The sequence below is a fragment of the Candidatus Sphingomonas colombiensis genome, assembly GCA_029202845.1.
Classification (GTDB): Bacteria; Pseudomonadota; Alphaproteobacteria; order Sphingomonadales; family Sphingomonadaceae; genus Sphingomonas; species Sphingomonas colombiensis.
Genome location: CP119315.1, coordinates 2245896 through 2260843, shown reverse-complemented (window position 1 = coordinate 2260843; position 14948 = coordinate 2245896). Strand labels below are relative to the sequence as shown.

The following is a 14948-nucleotide window of genomic DNA, read 5'->3' as shown; positions in this document are numbered from 1 at the left end:
CATGCGACCGCCTGCCGCCGTCATCGATCGATTTCGCGCCGATCTCGCACGCTTGCTGCCAGCGAGCGATCGGCTCGCGATCGCGGTGTCAGGCGGGCCGGACAGTATGGCGCTGCTAGTCCTCGCGCATGCCGCGATGCCCGGACCAGATCGTCGCTGCGACGGTCGATCACCGCCTCCGCGCCGCCAGCGACCGACGAATCGGCGGCGGTCGCGGCGCATTGCGCAGCACTCGGCGTACCGCCATTCGATCCTCGCGCCCGAAGCGCCGATCGGCGGGCGCCAGCATTCAGGCGCAGGCGCGGGAGGCGCGCTATGCCCTGCTCGCCCGCTGGGCGCGCGCACAGGGGGCGGGCGCGATCCTGACCGCGCATCATGCCGACGATCAGGCGGAAACCTTCCTGATGCGCGCCGCGCGCGGCTCTGGCGTCGCGGGCCTTTCCGGCATGCGCGCGCGCGTACGGACGATTGCGGGCTTCCCCGTGCTGCGCCCGCTGCTCGGCTGGCGACGCGCGGCGTTGCGGCGAGGTTGCGGTCAACGCCGGCGCGCCGTTCGTCGACGATCCCAGCAACGCCGATCCGCGCCATGACCGTACGCGAATCCGCGCGTTGCTCGCAGACGTGCCCGCGCTCGATCCGCTCGCGCTGGCGCAATCAGCCGCCGCGCTGGCCGAGGCCGAAGCCGCGTTCGCTTATGCTGTGGATCGCCTGTGGGCCGAGCGTGCGAGCGGCGACGGCGCGATCCTGCGCGATGTCGGCGGCCTCCCGCGCGAACTGCGTCGCCGCCTCGCCCGCCGCGCGATCACCGAGACTCGCGCGCGTCACGCGATCACTGCGCCGGCGTGGAGCGAGGCAACGAATATCGAGCCGTTGCTCGATTCGCTCGAGGCCGGCGCGCGCGCCACGCAAAGCGGCGTGATGATCTCGCCACGCGGCGATTCGTGGACAATCGACAAAGCACCACCGCGTCGATCACTCTGATAGGCGTTGTTCCATTGCCATTAACCTCCCGTCGCCTACATTGGGGCGGTTGCGAAAGGTAGTGCATGATCGACAAGGACAAGCAGCCCGGCCCCGACAATAATGGCGGTGGCCCGAATCCGTGGATGAAGAGCCTGCTGATCTGGGTCGGCATTCTGCTCGCCCTGGCGCTCGTCGTCACGATGTTCGACAGCAAGACGCCGGCGGCTCAGGGCAGCACGATCGCCTATTCGACCTTCCTCGACAAGGTCGATCGAGGGCACCGTGAAGGACGTGAACGTCAGTCGCGATCTGATCACCGGCACCTTCAAGTCCGGCGAGAAGTTCCGCGCCTATCCGGTCAGCGATCCGCAGCTGACCGATCGCTTGCGCAAGGCGAACATCGCGATTTCGGGTAAGCCGGAAGATGGGCCGTCGATCTGGCAATATGTGCTGGTGCAGGCGCTGCCGTTCATGCTGTTCCTCGGCATCGCGTTCCTTGTCATGCGCCAGATGCAAAAGGGCGGCGGCGCGGGCGGCGCGATGGGCTTCGGCAAGAGCCGCGCCCGGATGCTGACGCAGAAGGAAGGCAAGGTCACCTTCGATGACGTCGCGGGCATCGACGAAGCACGCGAAGAACTGGAGGAAATCGTCGAGTTCCTGAAGGATCCGACGAAGTTCGCCCGGCTTGGCGGCAAAATTCCCAAGGGCGCACTGCTGGTCGGCTCGCCCGGCACTGGCAAGACGCTGCTTGCTCGCGCGATCGCGGGTGAGGCGGGTGTGCCGTTCTTTACGATCAGTGGTTCCGATTTCGTGGAGATGTTCGTCGGTGTTGGCGCGAGCCGTGTCCGCGACATGTTCGAACAGGCCAAGAAATCCGCGCCCTGCATCGTCTTCATCGACGAAATCGACGCGGTCGGCCGCCATCGCGGCGCCGGCCTCGGCAATGGCAATGACGAGCGCGAACAGACGCTGAATCAGCTACTTGTCGAGATGGATGGGTTCGAGGCGAACGAGGGCATCATCATCATCGCCGCGACCAACCGGCCCGATGTGCTAGATCCCGCGCTGTTGCGTCCGGGTCGTTTCGATCGTCAGGTCGTCGTCCCCCGCCCGGATATCGAGGGCCGCATCAAGATCCTCGAAGTCCACATGAAGAAGGTGCCGCTCGCCCCCGATGTCGACGCCCGCGTCATAGCGCGCGGCACGCCGGGCTTCTCGGGCGCCGATCTCGCGAACCTTGTCAACGAGGCCGCGCTGATGGCCGCACGCAAAAGCAAGCGGCTGGTAGCGATGGCCGAGTTCGAGGAAGCGAAGGACAAGGTCATGATGGGCGCCGAGCGGCGCTCCATGGTGATGACCGAAGACGAAAAGCGCATGACCGCCTATCATGAGGCCGGCCACGCCATCGTCGCGCTCCACGAGCCCGCGTCCGATCCGATCCATAAGGCGACAATCATCCCGCGCGGCCGCGCGCTGGGCATGGTGATGCGCCTGCCGGAACGCGATTCGTACAGCTATCACCGCGACAAGATGTACGCGAACCTCGCTGTCGCCATGGGCGGCCGCGTCGCCGAGGAAGTGATCTTCGGCTACGACAAGGTATCGTCCGGCGCGTCTGGCGACATCCAGTATGCGACCGGTCTCGCGCGTGACATGGTCACCAAATGGGGCATGTCGGATAAGGTCGGCCCGGTCGAATACTCGCAGCCGGAGGGCGAAAGCTTCCTCGGTTATTCATCCTCACAGCCGGCGCGCATGTCCAACCAGACGCAGCAGCTGATCGACGACGAGATTCGCACGATCGTCGAGGGCGGCCTGGTCCGCGCCAAGCATGTGCTGAGCGAGCATATCGACCAGCTTCACGCGCTGGCCGGCGCGCTGCTCGAATATGAGACGCTGACCGGCGACGAGATCAAGAAGCTTATTGCCGGCGAGGAAATCGGCCGTATCGACAACGGTCCGAAGGCGACGACGGTGCGTGCCGCCGGCACTTCGATCCCCAAGACCCGGCGCCCATCCGGGCCATTCGGAACCCCGTCGCCGGCCGGGGTGTAACCGATTGAGGGGGAAAGCCCGCTGACTTCCGAAACCCCGGCCCTCCCGCCGGGGTTTCTTTTTGCGCGTTATGCGAGGCCCATGAAGATCAGCAGCATCGCGAAGACCGGCACGATCCCGCACAGGATCATCCCGCACAACAAAATGGTACGAACCAGCCCACTCGCCCGACCCAGCCGATAGGTGCCTTTCAGCTGTTTGTAGATATGGATCGGCGGAATGATTCCGGCGGCCGTCCATAGCTGCCATTCCGGCACACCGACCGCACCCAGCAATGCCAGCGCGATCGTGAGCAAGGTCATGAAGGTCAGCGAATAAGTGGTGAAGACGGCGTGATCGTACATGCCGTAGCGGCGACTGAACGGAAACAGCAGCCACAGGAACGGCAGCGAAATCGGGATCAGCGCCCAGCTGTATTTGTATGCGGTGTTCTTCAGCTTGTAGAGCACCAGTTCCGGGTTTTCGCGCGCGTGGCGGAATTTCGCCTCCAGCCAGTTGCTGTCTGACGAGGGTGGTGCGCCCTCTACGTCGAAGGTCGTCGGTATCGGCAGCGCGCGCTCCGCGGTGGTGATCGCCCGCACCGCATCATCCGCTTTCGCGATACGTTGCTGGAACTTGGCAACATCCTCGCTATCCGGATCTGTCTTGCGCTGCTCCTTCGCAAGCCGCGCCCGCGCGCTATCCGCGACAACGATGGCGCGCTTACGCTCCTCGTCGAGCTTGATCCGCGCCTGCGCCATCCCACCGCTCACACCGGGTTTCAGGAAATCAGGATTGCCGAAATGCCAACCCGACAGGTTGCCGATCACAGCAAACATCAGGAAGATCGAGAACAGGAAGATCGCCAGCGGCGACACGAAGCGCGCACGTTCGCCCTCGATGTAGCGCCGGGTGAGATCGCCCGGATGGAACAGCAGCATCGGCAGAGTTCGCCAGATCTTGCCGTCGAAATGGAACACGCCATGCGCGATTTCGTGGCCGATGGCGCTTATCGTGCGATGGACGTGCCCCGCCTGCCCGCAGGCATGGCAATGCGTGCCGATCAGGCTCGTTCCGCAATTGAGGCATTGCCCTTCGCCATGGCCATCGGCGCCCGGATGGCCGCCCGCTCCTGGCTCCACCGCGCGAGCCAGCAATGCCCCGGTGGCTAGATCCGCCCCCGCCTCGATTCCCGTCATGCTCATCCCCCGCTGGCAAACGGCAAATACCGTCCGCCGAACGGGTTGGCAAAGGGCCTCAGTAGCGGCTCAGCTCGACCGGAATCTTGCGATAGCCGTGAACGAAGCACGCAGAGACGCGCTCGATTTCACCGGTCACGTTCACGCGCATCCGACGCTTGGCCATCTCTTCCAGCAAGATGCCGACCTGCAATTCGGCCAGCCGCGCGCCAACGCAGCGGTGGATGCCATGCCCGAACGCCAGATGCCGCCGCGCATTGGCGCGATCGACCACCAGCTTGTCCGCATCCGCGCCGAACACCGTTTCGTCGCGATTGGCGGAGATGTACCAGAGCGCGAGCTTGTCGCCCGCCTTGATCTGCTGCCCCATCAATTCGGTATCGGCGGTCGCCGTCCGGCGCATATGCGCGAGCGGTGTCTGCCAGCGGATCACTTCGCTTACCGCATTGGGAATCAGCGAGGGATCGGCCTCCAGCTTGGCACGTTCGTCCGGGAATTTATCGAGGCCAAAGGCAAGCCCGGACATGGTGTTCCGCGTCGTATCGTTCCCGCCGACGATCAGCAGGATCAGATTCCCGATAAATTCGAAATGATCCATGTGGCTCATCGCGTCCGAATGGATCATCATACTGATCAGATCGGGCGTCTGCGGCTTGCCGGCCTTCTGATTCCACAGATTCTGGAAATAGGCGCCGCATTCATACATGTGCTGGAGCCGCTGCTGGCGCAGTTCCTCGTTTTTGACGATCTCGATATCGCCCGCCCAATCGGACCAGAACGTTAGCTTGCGGCGATCCTCCCAGGGGAAGTCGAACAGGATCGCCAGCATCTGCGTGGTCAGTTCGATCGAAACCGTATCGACCCAATCGAAGGATTCGCCCCACGGCAGGCTATCCAGCACCTCCTCGGTGCGGCGACGGATGTCGGCGGACATCCGCGTCATTTCCGATGGCGTGAAGGCGGGAGAAACGGTGCGGCGCTGGCCGGTATGCACCGGGCGATCGCGTGCGATGAACATCGGCATCTTCACGTCGGAGTTCTCGATGAAGTCCGCCAGCGTGATCCCGCCCACCTCCGACGAATAGAGATCGGGCAGCGACTCGACCTCAACGATCGGTTTGTAGGTGGAGACCGACCAATACGGCCCGTATTCCGAATGCTCGACCTTGTGGACTGGCGCTGTCGCCCGCAATTCCGCGAAGGGCTTATGCCACGTATCGTCGCGGTAAAGCTCCGCGCGGCTGACATCGAGCGGATCGACTGCCGCGATATCGCTCACGTTTTTCGCCAGCGTGGCCATGGTTCTCTCCTAGTTCTTTGGGAGGAGGAAACCTCTAGCTGACACGAATGTCAATAGCCGGCGCGATCGGCCGCGCGCTCGGCGCGATTGAACAGCTTGCGCCACGCGCCGGCCGGGCTGCCAGACTGAAGCACCCCGCGCCGGAACAGCCGTGCGCCGACCATGATGAAGATCGCCACCCACAGCGCCTGCCACCCCAAGGCCAGCAGGTGCGGCCATAATTCCGGCGCGTTCACCGCGCGCCCCGCCATGGCAAAGGGGGATGAAAGCGGGAATACTTCCGCCAGCCTCGCCAGCCACGATCCAGGATGCGAAACCGCGGCGGTGGACAAAGCAAACATCCCGATCTGTATGATCGTGATCGGCAGCGACAGCATCTGTATCTCGCGCATCGTGGATGCCTGCGCACCGACGCCGAGGAATACCGAACCGAGCAGAAGATAGGCCATCGCGAAATAGGCGATGAACAGGATCGCGAACGTCCCCATTCCGACGGCGGGGGCCATGTTCGTCAGGCCGCCCCCCGGCAGCAACGCGCTAATCTGGCTCAGCACCAGCCCCCAGAAGGTGACAAACAGCGCCGCGACGCCGAACATGCCGAGCAGTTTACCGAGAAACACGCTTTCAAGCGGCACAGCGGCCGCCAGCACCTCGATCACCTTGTTGTTGCGCTCCTCCGCCATTGTGCCGACCACCTGACCCGACAGGAACAAGGTCAGGAAGAATATCCCGAACACCGCGAAAAAGGCCGAGGCATCGCGATTTCGCGCGCTCGGCCGCTCACGCCCGACAACGCTGATTTCCGGTATCGAGCGCAGTGTCGGGTCGCGCGCAACGCGAGTCGCATGGTCTGCGAGCATGGCGAGATATTCGCCCCAGCGCCGCGCGTCCGAAGTACGCACGATGCTCGGCCGGCCGAGCGGCCCGACCATCACGGCCGAGATATCCACATCAGGGGTGGCAAGCGCAGCGCGGGCCTGCGCTCCCGGATCGCCGGAAGGCGCGCGGATTTCCAGCGTCGGCGGCTGAGCGTCTTGCGGAAACAACGGGCGCAACGCCGCATCGGCCTCGCGCAACAACGCCGCCTCGCGCGATCCCGCGATCGCCACGAGGTGCGTCTTGGCGGCAGAGCCGGTGGAGACATTCTGCGCCCCCAGCCCGCCAATCGCACCGAACGATCCCATGATCACCGGCGCGAACAGGAACAACAGAAAGATCGGCGTGAAAACGGTCGCGACGAAATCGCGCCGCGCGATAGTCAGCGTCTGGCGCAAGGCGCGAGGCAGCGCGCTCATGCCGCCTGCTCCAGATCCGCGTCGCCGACGATACGCACGAAAGCCTCATGCAATCCGGGCCGCTCGATCGACAAGCCGGAAATGCCGTGGCCTTTGTCGATCAACTGCTTCAGCAATTCCTCGATCCCGCCGCGTGGCATTTCGAAACGCCACCCGTCCCCAGCGCGCACCGCATCTGGAGGCAACAGCGCGCCGATCCCGGCGTCCGTGAAATGCGGGGTGTAAAGCACCTGTTGCGGCAGCAGCCCGCGCGCTTCCTCGACTGTCCCCTCGAACCGCCTTTTGCCGCGCGCGATGATCGCCAGCCGATCGCACAGCCGCTGCGCGTGCGCCATTACGTGCGTGGAAAACAGGATCGTCGCCCCGCGATCGCGCTCTGCGAGGATCAGCGCCTCCAGCCGCTCCTGATTTACCGGATCGAGGCCGGAGAAAGGTTCATCGAGCACCAGCAGCTCGGGCTGGTGCACGACCGAACCCAGCAACTGAACGAGCTGGGCCATACCCTTGGAAAGTTTTCGAATCTTCTGGTCGATCGCGTGGCCTAGCCCGTGCGCCTCAAGCAGCGCCGCCGCACGTTTGCGTCCGTCCGCCCATGGCAGGCCACGCAGCGCGCCCATGAAGGCGATCGCCTCCTGCGTCTTCATCGTTGGATAGAGCCCGCGCTCCTCCGGCAGATAGCCGACGAGATCGCTCACATCGCGTGGATGGCTGTTCCCGAGCAGGGTACGGCTCCCCTCGTCAGGTTCGATAATGCCGAGCAGCGTGCGCAGCGTCGTCGTCTTGCCAGCGCCATTGGGGCCGAGCACGCCATAGATCATGCCGCGCGGCACAATGAGATCGACGCCGTCGACCACACGCCGCCCCCCGAAACGCTTGACCAGGCCGTTTGCGGTGATCGCCGGATTTTCGCTCACGCTTCCACTTTCGTTCGCCCGATCATGCCGCACCCTGAAACGCCGAACCGGCTCGACAAGGCCCGAGGTTACGGGAATTAGGATCAGCCCCTTAACGCTTTGTGCTAATTATACCCGGTGCCTGTAAACAACTCTCTCGAAGCTCAACTGAAGCTGAAAGCCGCCGAATTCGGCTTCGCGGCGTGCGGCATCGCGCGTGCGGACGCCGCGCCGCAAACCGTGGAGCGGCTACGCGCGTGGCTCGCCGAGGGTGCGCATGGCGACATGCTGTGGATGGAGGCGCGCGCGCATCATCGCGAGAGCCCTGCCGGGCTATGGCCCGAGGCGAAGAGCGTGATCGCGCTCGGCATGAGCTATGCCCCGCGCGAAGATCCGATGCGGCTGGCGGATGAAGCGACGCACGGCCGAATCTCGGTCTATGCGCAGGGCAGCGATTATCACGATGTAGTGAAAAAGGCGCTGAAGGCGCTCGCCCGCTGGCTGGTCGCGGAGGCGGGCGGCGACCTGAAGGTGTTCGTCGATACCGCGCCGGTCATGGAAAAGCCGCTGGCGGAGGCCGCCGGGCTCGGCTGGCAGGGCAAACATACCAATCTCGTCAGCCGGATGGACGGAAGCTGGCTGTTCCTCGGCGCGATCTACACGACGCTGGAACTGACGCCCGACAAAGCCGGACGCGATACCTGCGGCTCGTGCGACGCCTGCCAGCGCGCATGCCCGACCCACGCCTTCCCCGCGCCCTATCGGCTCGATGCGCGGCGCTGCATCTCGTATCTCACGATCGAACATGCCGGGCCGATCCCGGAGGAGTTTCGCGGCCCGATCGGCAATCGCATCTATGGCTGCGACGATTGCCTCGCCGCCTGCCCGTGGAACAAGTTCGCCGGCGCCGCCCGCGCAAACCTCGCCTTCGCTCCGCGCGCGGAACTGACCGCACCGCATCTCGCCGATCTGCTCGCGCTCGACGATACCGGGTTTCGTCAGGTGTTCGCCGGCTCTCCGATCAAGCGGATCGGGCGGGATCGGATGATGCGTAACTGCCTGATTGCCGCCGGCAACAGCGGCGATGCAGCGCTGACGGCGGCCATCACGCCGTTGCTCGAGGACCCGAACGAGGTGGTGCGCGATGCGGCACAATGGGCGATGGCGCGGCTGGCGCGATAACGCCGATACCGGGAACGCTGGGACAGTCAGAGCGGCGGTTACGCACCCCCACCCTGTGCGGGATTCTCCGACGCCATCGGATACGCGGCCGGGACCAGCCCGGCCCCAAGCCTTACGCCGCCTTGCGAATCTCCAGCCGATCCCAGATCTCGGCCAGCGCATCGGTCAGGTCGCGCATCATCGTTTCGTCATGCGTCGGGCCGGGCGTGAAGCGCAGCCGCTCGGTGCCGCGCGGGACGGTCGGGTAATTGATCGGCTGGACGTAGATGCCATATTCGGCGAGCAGCACGTCACTGATCTTCTTCGCCTTCACCGGATCGCCGACCATCAGCGGCACGATATGCGTCTCGCCGATCATCACCGGCAGACCGGCTTCGGTGAACATCGCCTTCAATTTCGCGGCAGCGGCCTGCTGGCCCTCCCGCTCGGCGGTCGATTGCTTCAGGTGGCGCACGCTCGCCAGCACCCCGGCGACCAGCACCGGCGACAGCGACGTGGTGAAGATGAACCCCGGCGCATAGGAGCGGATCACGTCGATGATCACCTTGTCGGCAGCGATATAGCCACCCATCACTCCGAACGCCTTGCCCAGCGTGCCCTCGATGATCGTCAGCCGATGCGCCACATCGTCACGTTCGGAAATGCCGCCGCCGCGCGGACCATACATGCCGACCGCATGAACCTCGTCGAGATAGGTCAGCGCGTTATATTTGTCGGCAAGGTCGCAGATCGCCGCGATCGGGGCGACATCGCCCTCCATCGAATAGACGCTCTCGAACGCGATCAGCTTGGGCAGCGAGGGATCGGCCGCCGCGAGCAGTTCCTCCAGATGCGCGAGATCATTGTGACGGAAGACGTGCTTCTCGCAGCCAGCATTGCGGATACCAGCGATCATCGAGGCGTGGTTGAGTTCGTCCGAAAAGATGATGCAGCCGGGCAACACCTTCGCCACTGTCGCCAGCGTCGCCTCGTTCGAGACATAGCCGGAGGTGAACAGCAGCGCGCCTTCCTTGCCGTGCAAATCGGCCAGTTCGGCTTCCAGATCGACATGGTAATGCGTGTTACCGCCGATATTCCGCGTACCGCCGGAGCCCGCGCCGACATCGTGCAGCGCCTCTTCCATCGCGGCGATCACCTTGGGATGCTGGCCCATCGCGAGATAGTCGTTCGAGCACCACACCGTGATCGGCTTCGGCCCGTTATGCCCGGCGAAGCAGCGCGCATTGGGATAGGCGCCCTTGTTCCGCAGGATGTCGATGAAGACGCGATAGCGGCCCTCGGCGTGGAGCCGGTCAATCGCCTGGTTGAAAACGCGCGAATAGTCGACTGGGCGCGCGTCGCTTTCCTCGATGCTCATGCCTCGGTCGCTTACCTCCTTGTCAGCAAGGGCGCCAGCACAAATACGCTTATGGAACGATCATCGTCCATGCCCGCGCATCGCGGACATTCAGCCGGCACAGCCCATGGAGATCGTGTATCCGTGCATAGAGCAACACGCGCCGCTCATAATCGCCCGCGAGCGGCGCCGCGAAATCCCAATCCTGTGGCACAAATGTCGCATAGCCGTTGACCGTCGGCACGCGCCACCGCTCCGCCAGGAACATCGCATCGACATTATGGGCAAGTTGATCGTGCTTCTCCACCGAGCGGAAGATTGGCTCGCCGATGCGCGTCGCAACTGCATAAAAGCTGCGACAGACTGCGGGCGGCACCGGGATCGGCCACAATGCCGCGCGCTGCTCCCGCCGATCGAGCGCGGCAGCAGCCGGCTCAAGGTTGATCTGTTCCGCTACGAGCACAAACACGATCAGCCCGCCGCGCCACGGCCGCGCCGCGATCAGCGCAGACAGCCTGTCCCGCCACACCGCCGCGACCAGCAGCAGCACCGGCAGGATCAGGAACAATTGGAAACGCAGCACCACCCGCAATCCCGACGCGCCGGGCACGAGATGGAAAACCACCCCCCATGGTGAAAATATCCACAATTGCAGTGTCAGCGCCCATCCGATGACGACCGCCAATGTGTAGGTCCGCAACATCGGCGGAAACGAGTCGCTTCGCCGCAACACCCGCCACGCAGCAAGCACCGTCAGCGCGAATAGCAGCAGCGGGAAGCCAGTGACGTGCTCCCCCCCTAACCGTCCGGGATCGCTCGGCGTGAGCGCTGGCCACATCCAGCCCCACACGAGGTTGCCGGTTCCGACATTCGCCATGTCGATCAACGGCGTGACGAGGTAATCCACCGTCGCCGCATAATGATGCTCGCCGGTTTCGCGCGCCTTGGGGAGATAGACCGACAGGAACGGGATGGCCGCAATCGCGAAGCCGATCGCGCCGACGGTGAACGGGACAAGGTGGCCGCGCACAACCTCGATGACACCCTCGATCCCCGCATACCGCCGGCTCCACAGCCAGCATGCCACGAACAGGCAGCCGAACCAGATCGCGAACCACGCCATATAGTAAGCGGTGATCAGCCACGCCGCGATCAGCAGCGCGAGCGTGACGGCGAGACCCGACGCGCGCGCGGTTTCGCCCCGTTGCGACGCGCGTGCCATCGCGATCGCGAGCGCGAAGGTTACCGGCACCAGCGCCACCGTCTGAAGCTGCGCATGCACCGCCTGCACCCCCATGCCATTGGCGATGGTGAACAGCACCGCGACCAGAATCCCCGTTCCCCGCCACCAGCGCAGCACCCGCGCGACCAACACGTAGCTCGCGAAAAAGCCGATCGTCTTCCAGGTCGCCGCGGTCAGCGTATCGGCGAGAAACGGATCGGCGATGATTCGCCAGGCGGTGTAGAACAGGCCGGAAAGCAGATACCCGTCGTTATAGCCGAGCACATCGGCGTGCGGATAAAAGTACAGCGGCGCATTCCACGCAGCGCCGTGGATCAGCACGTTGCGCCAGTGTTCGAGCAGGCTGATCTCGATCATCGCATCGACGCGATCGCCGAAGCCCAACACGAAGCCGCTCGCGATCGGTTGCGCCAATGCTATCCCGATCGCGAGCAACCACGCGATCGGAACAAGCAGGCGCTCCCGCGCGATCAGAGTCGATCGACCCTTGAGAAACCGTAACGCGCCAGCGCAGGGGCCAGCACTTCCCCGCCTGGGCCCGTGAACACCGCGACATCCTCCGCGTCACGCACGAAATCCTGCCCTTGCGTAAGATAGGCGATGCGCCGCGCGATTCCTGCGCCGCCATCGACGAAGCGCACCGCATGTGGCGCGGCCGCGGCAAGCTCATCCGCGACCAGCGGGAAATGGGTGCAGGCGTTGACGATCACGTCGATCCTCTCCCCGCCCGGCTGATCGAACAGCCCGGCAAGCACCGCGCGATAGCGCGCCGGGTCGGTCGGCTCACCGCGCAATTTGGCTTCGGCCAGTTGCACCAGCTCCGCCGAGCCATAACGAATCACCCGGCAGTCAGCAGCGAAACGCGCGGCAAGATCGTCGACATAGGCCTGACGCACTGTCGCCTCGGTGCCCAGCACGCCGATCGAACGCGTTTCGCTCATTGCCGCCGCCGGCTTGATCGCGGGTACGGTGCCGACGATCGGCAGGTCCAGCGCCTGCCGCACCGCCGCCAGCGCGATCGTCGAGGCGGTGTTGCACGCGATCACGATCAGGCGCGGATCATAACGCTCCGCCAGCCGCCCGAGCAGCGCCGGCACGCGTGCCGCGATCTCGATCTCGCTCCTCGTGCCATAAGGAAAGCCCGCCGAATCCGCGACATACACGAACCGCGCATTTGGGACCGCCGCGCGTGCCGGCGCCGCGATCGACAACCCGCCAACACCCGAATCGAAAAACAGGATGGGCCGCGTATCGCTCATGAATCGCGCCCTTAGGGGGCAAATCCGATCGCGACAATGTGGTGGGGGCGCTCCGCTGTCTGCAATATCGCCCGTTGCCCTTGCATAATCACCGCATCATCATGACAGTTTCCAGGTCGTAATGAATAGGCCAAACTTGATACAGGTCAGTGGTGCTGGGAATGCGCTTGGTTTAAGCCATCATCCGTCATTTGGGGGATATAGAGCTGGAAACTGAAACCGTCTGGGTAGCGCCGGCCGCGGCCTTGCTGATCGGCTATCTGCTGGGCTCCATCCCGTTCGGGGTAATCCTGACGCGGATGTTCGGCGCCGGGGATCTGCGCACGATCGGCTCGGGCAATATCGGCGCGACCAACGTGCTGCGCACCGGGCGCAAAGGCCTGGCGGCGGCGACCTTGCTGCTCGATCTCGCCAAGGGCGCCGCCGCCGTGCTGATCGTCGAGGCGCTGTTTCCCGGCAATGCGGCGCTCGCCGCCGCCGGCGCGTTCTTCGGCCATTGCTATCCGATCTGGCTCGCTTTTCGCGGCGGCAAGGGAGTGGCGACACTGATGGGCATCGTGCTCGCACTGCACTGGCAGCTCGGCCTCGTTTATGCCGTGGTGTGGCTGGGGCTGCTCGCGTTGCTGCGCGTCTCGTCGCTTGCGGGAATTGCGGCGGCGATCGCGGCGCCCGTGGCGGCTGCGGCGTTCGGCTGGTTCGATATCGTGCCGCTGCTGATCGCGCTGGCGCTGATCGTATTGTGGAAGCACCGCGCGAACATCGCCCGGCTGCTCGATGGAACGGAACCAAGGGTCGGCGGCGCGTGAGTGACACCGATCGGCTGCGACTGATCCGCACGCCCGGCATCGGCCCCGTCACCTATCGCCAGTTAATCGCGCGTTGCGGCGATGCCACGCGGGCGCTGGCCGCCCTGCCCGATCTTGCGCGACGTGGTGGCGGCCGCGCGCCCTCCCCGCCAGAACCCCGCGCGATCGAGCGTGAGATGAAGCAGGTCGCCGAACTAGACGCGCGATACCTGTTCCTGGGCGATGCGGATTATCCGCCGCTGCTCGCCGAGCTGGAAAACGCTCCACCGGCGATCGTTGTGCGCGGCGATATCGCGCTGGCACAGCGCCCGACCATCGCCATCGTTGGCGCGCGCAACGCCTCCGCCGCCGCCTGCCGCTTCGCCCGCCAGCTCGCCCACGATCTCGGGGGCGAAGGCGCAGCGGTCGTCTCCGGCCTGGCGCGCGGTATCGACACCGCAGCGCATATGGGCGCCGGCCCGCGCACTATCGCGGTGATCGCGGGCGGGATCGATGTCGCCTATCCGCCCGAGAACTCCGCGCTTCAGGAACGGATCGCGCAGGAAGCGCTGCTGATCGCGGAGATGCCGCCCGGCACCGAGCCGCGCGCGCGCCACTTCCCGCATCGCAACCGTATCATCGCCGGGATCGCCGCCGGCACGGTAGTGGTGGAGGCTGCGCCCAAATCCGGCTCGCTGATCACCGCGCGACTGGCGAACGAGGCCGGGCGCGAGGTGATGGCCGTTCCCGGCAGTCCGCTCGATCCGCGTGCGCAGGGTTGCAATCTGCTGATCCGCGAAGGCGCGATCCTGGTGCAGACCGCCGCCGACGTGCTCGAACAGATCCGCCCGATCGATGCCCGTGCGGTGCGCGCGCCCACTCTGCCATTCACGGGCGCGCCACCCGCCGATGCCGACGATGCCGCGCGCGGCGCGATCACCGATCTGCTTGGCCCGGTGCCCGTCGCGATCGACGAGTTGATCCGCCAATCCGGCCATCCACCCGCGATCACGCAGACGGTGCTGCTGGAACTGGAGCTGGCCGGGCGGCTTGAACGTCATGCCGGGGGCCGGGTAAGTCTGGCCTGACCAGCGGAGAAAAGCGGTGGCACCGACATGGGTTTCTCGATGGTTTCGCGGCGCAGCGATCTATGGCCTTGCCGTTTTGCTCCCGCAATATCTCCAGACACCGCCGCCGGGCGCGGAGGCGGTTGCCTATGGTTTCGTCGGCACGGCCATCGCCTTTCAGTTCGCTTTCTGGATCATCGGCGGCGATCCGATGCGCTATCGCGCGCTGATGCCGGTCGCCGTGCTAGAGAAGCTGGTATTCGCGGTGCCGGTGGCGATCTTGTATGCGCAGGGCCGCGCTCCAACCTTACTGCTGCCCTTCGGCCTGATCGATCTTTTGCTCGGTATCGGTTTTTTGCTGGCCTTCCGCGCCACACCACGCTCTTGACGGC

Annotated in this window: 13 protein-coding genes and 1 pseudogene; 7 read left to right on the top strand and 7 right to left on the bottom strand. The window is 65.0% G+C overall.

What is annotated here, in order from left to right; translation table 11 throughout:
- Positions 1–128 precede the first annotated feature (128 nt).
- From tilS to ftsH, 3 genes and pseudogenes are all read left to right on the top strand, one after another.
- On the top strand, positions 129–590 hold the full coding sequence (gene tilS, locus P0Y64_10875; GenBank protein WEK41909.1) for a tRNA lysidine(34) synthetase TilS: 462 nt from the start codon (positions 129–131) through the stop codon (positions 588–590).
- A 19-nt stretch (positions 591–609) separates the two neighbouring features.
- On the top strand, positions 610–981 hold the full coding sequence (locus P0Y64_10870) for a hypothetical protein (protein ID WEK41908.1): 372 nt from the start codon (positions 610–612) through the stop codon (positions 979–981).
- A 65-nt stretch (positions 982–1046) separates the two neighbouring features.
- Positions 1047–3018: pseudogene (gene ftsH / locus P0Y64_10865) on the top strand (ATP-dependent zinc metalloprotease FtsH).
- Between the two features lie 68 nt (positions 3019–3086).
- Here ftsH and P0Y64_10860 read toward each other — a convergent pair.
- Genes P0Y64_10860 through P0Y64_10845 form a run of 4 tightly spaced genes read right to left on the bottom strand, consistent with a single transcriptional unit; the run spans position 3087 to position 7705 of the window.
- Entirely contained in the window at positions 3087–4196 is a 1110-nt protein-coding gene (locus P0Y64_10860) for a DUF3667 domain-containing protein (protein ID WEK41907.1), read from the bottom strand.
- 58 nt (positions 4197–4254) lie between these two features.
- Entirely contained in the window at positions 4255–5496 is a 1242-nt protein-coding gene (locus tag P0Y64_10855) for a cytochrome P450 (GenBank protein ID WEK41906.1), read from the bottom strand.
- A gap of 50 nt (positions 5497–5546) precedes the next feature.
- Complete coding sequence (locus P0Y64_10850; protein WEK41905.1) at positions 5547–6791, bottom strand: ABC transporter permease; 1245 nt, start codon at positions 6789–6791, stop codon at positions 5547–5549.
- On the bottom strand, positions 6788–7705 hold the full coding sequence (locus P0Y64_10845) for an ATP-binding cassette domain-containing protein (GenBank protein ID WEK41904.1): 918 nt from the start codon (positions 7703–7705) through the stop codon (positions 6788–6790). The genes P0Y64_10850 and P0Y64_10845 overlap by 4 nt, the downstream gene beginning before the upstream one ends.
- Before the next feature lie 117 nt (positions 7706–7822).
- Between P0Y64_10845 and queG the strand changes: the two genes are divergently transcribed.
- Positions 7823–8866, top strand: a complete 1044-nt coding sequence (queG, locus tag P0Y64_10840; GenBank protein WEK41903.1) for a tRNA epoxyqueuosine(34) reductase QueG — start codon at positions 7823–7825, stop codon at positions 8864–8866.
- Positions 8867–8978: 112 nt separating this feature from the next.
- On the opposite strand, the gene hemA is transcribed toward queG, so the two are convergent.
- Genes hemA through murI form a run of 3 tightly spaced genes read right to left on the bottom strand, consistent with a single transcriptional unit; the run spans position 8979 to position 12704 of the window.
- Positions 8979–10223 (bottom strand): 5-aminolevulinate synthase, encoded by a 1245-nt coding sequence (hemA, locus tag P0Y64_10835; GenBank protein WEK41902.1) that lies wholly within the window; start codon positions 10221–10223, stop codon positions 8979–8981.
- Between the two features lie 49 nt (positions 10224–10272).
- The gene (locus P0Y64_10830) at positions 10273–11859 is read right to left on the bottom strand and encodes a hypothetical protein (GenBank protein ID WEK41901.1); all 1587 of its coding nucleotides are present in this window, start codon (positions 11857–11859) and stop codon (positions 10273–10275) included.
- A gap of 56 nt (positions 11860–11915) precedes the next feature.
- On the bottom strand, positions 11916–12704 hold the full coding sequence (gene murI / locus P0Y64_10825; GenBank protein WEK41900.1) for a glutamate racemase: 789 nt from the start codon (positions 12702–12704) through the stop codon (positions 11916–11918).
- 206 nt (positions 12705–12910) lie between these two features.
- Between murI and plsY the strand changes: the two genes are divergently transcribed.
- From plsY to P0Y64_10810, 3 genes are read left to right on the top strand one after another with little or no spacing between them, the layout of a single operon-like run.
- The gene (plsY, locus tag P0Y64_10820) at positions 12911–13510 is read left to right on the top strand and encodes a glycerol-3-phosphate 1-O-acyltransferase PlsY (GenBank protein ID WEK45036.1); all 600 of its coding nucleotides are present in this window, start codon (positions 12911–12913) and stop codon (positions 13508–13510) included.
- Positions 13507–14577, top strand: coding sequence for a DNA-processing protein DprA (gene dprA, locus P0Y64_10815; GenBank protein ID WEK41899.1), 1071 nt, complete (start codon positions 13507–13509; stop codon positions 14575–14577). The genes plsY and dprA overlap by 4 nt, the downstream gene beginning before the upstream one ends.
- Positions 14578–14593: 16 nt before the next feature.
- Positions 14594–14944, top strand: a complete 351-nt coding sequence (locus P0Y64_10810; protein ID WEK41898.1) for a hypothetical protein — start codon at positions 14594–14596, stop codon at positions 14942–14944.
- The last annotated feature ends 4 nt before the right edge of the window (positions 14945–14948 follow it).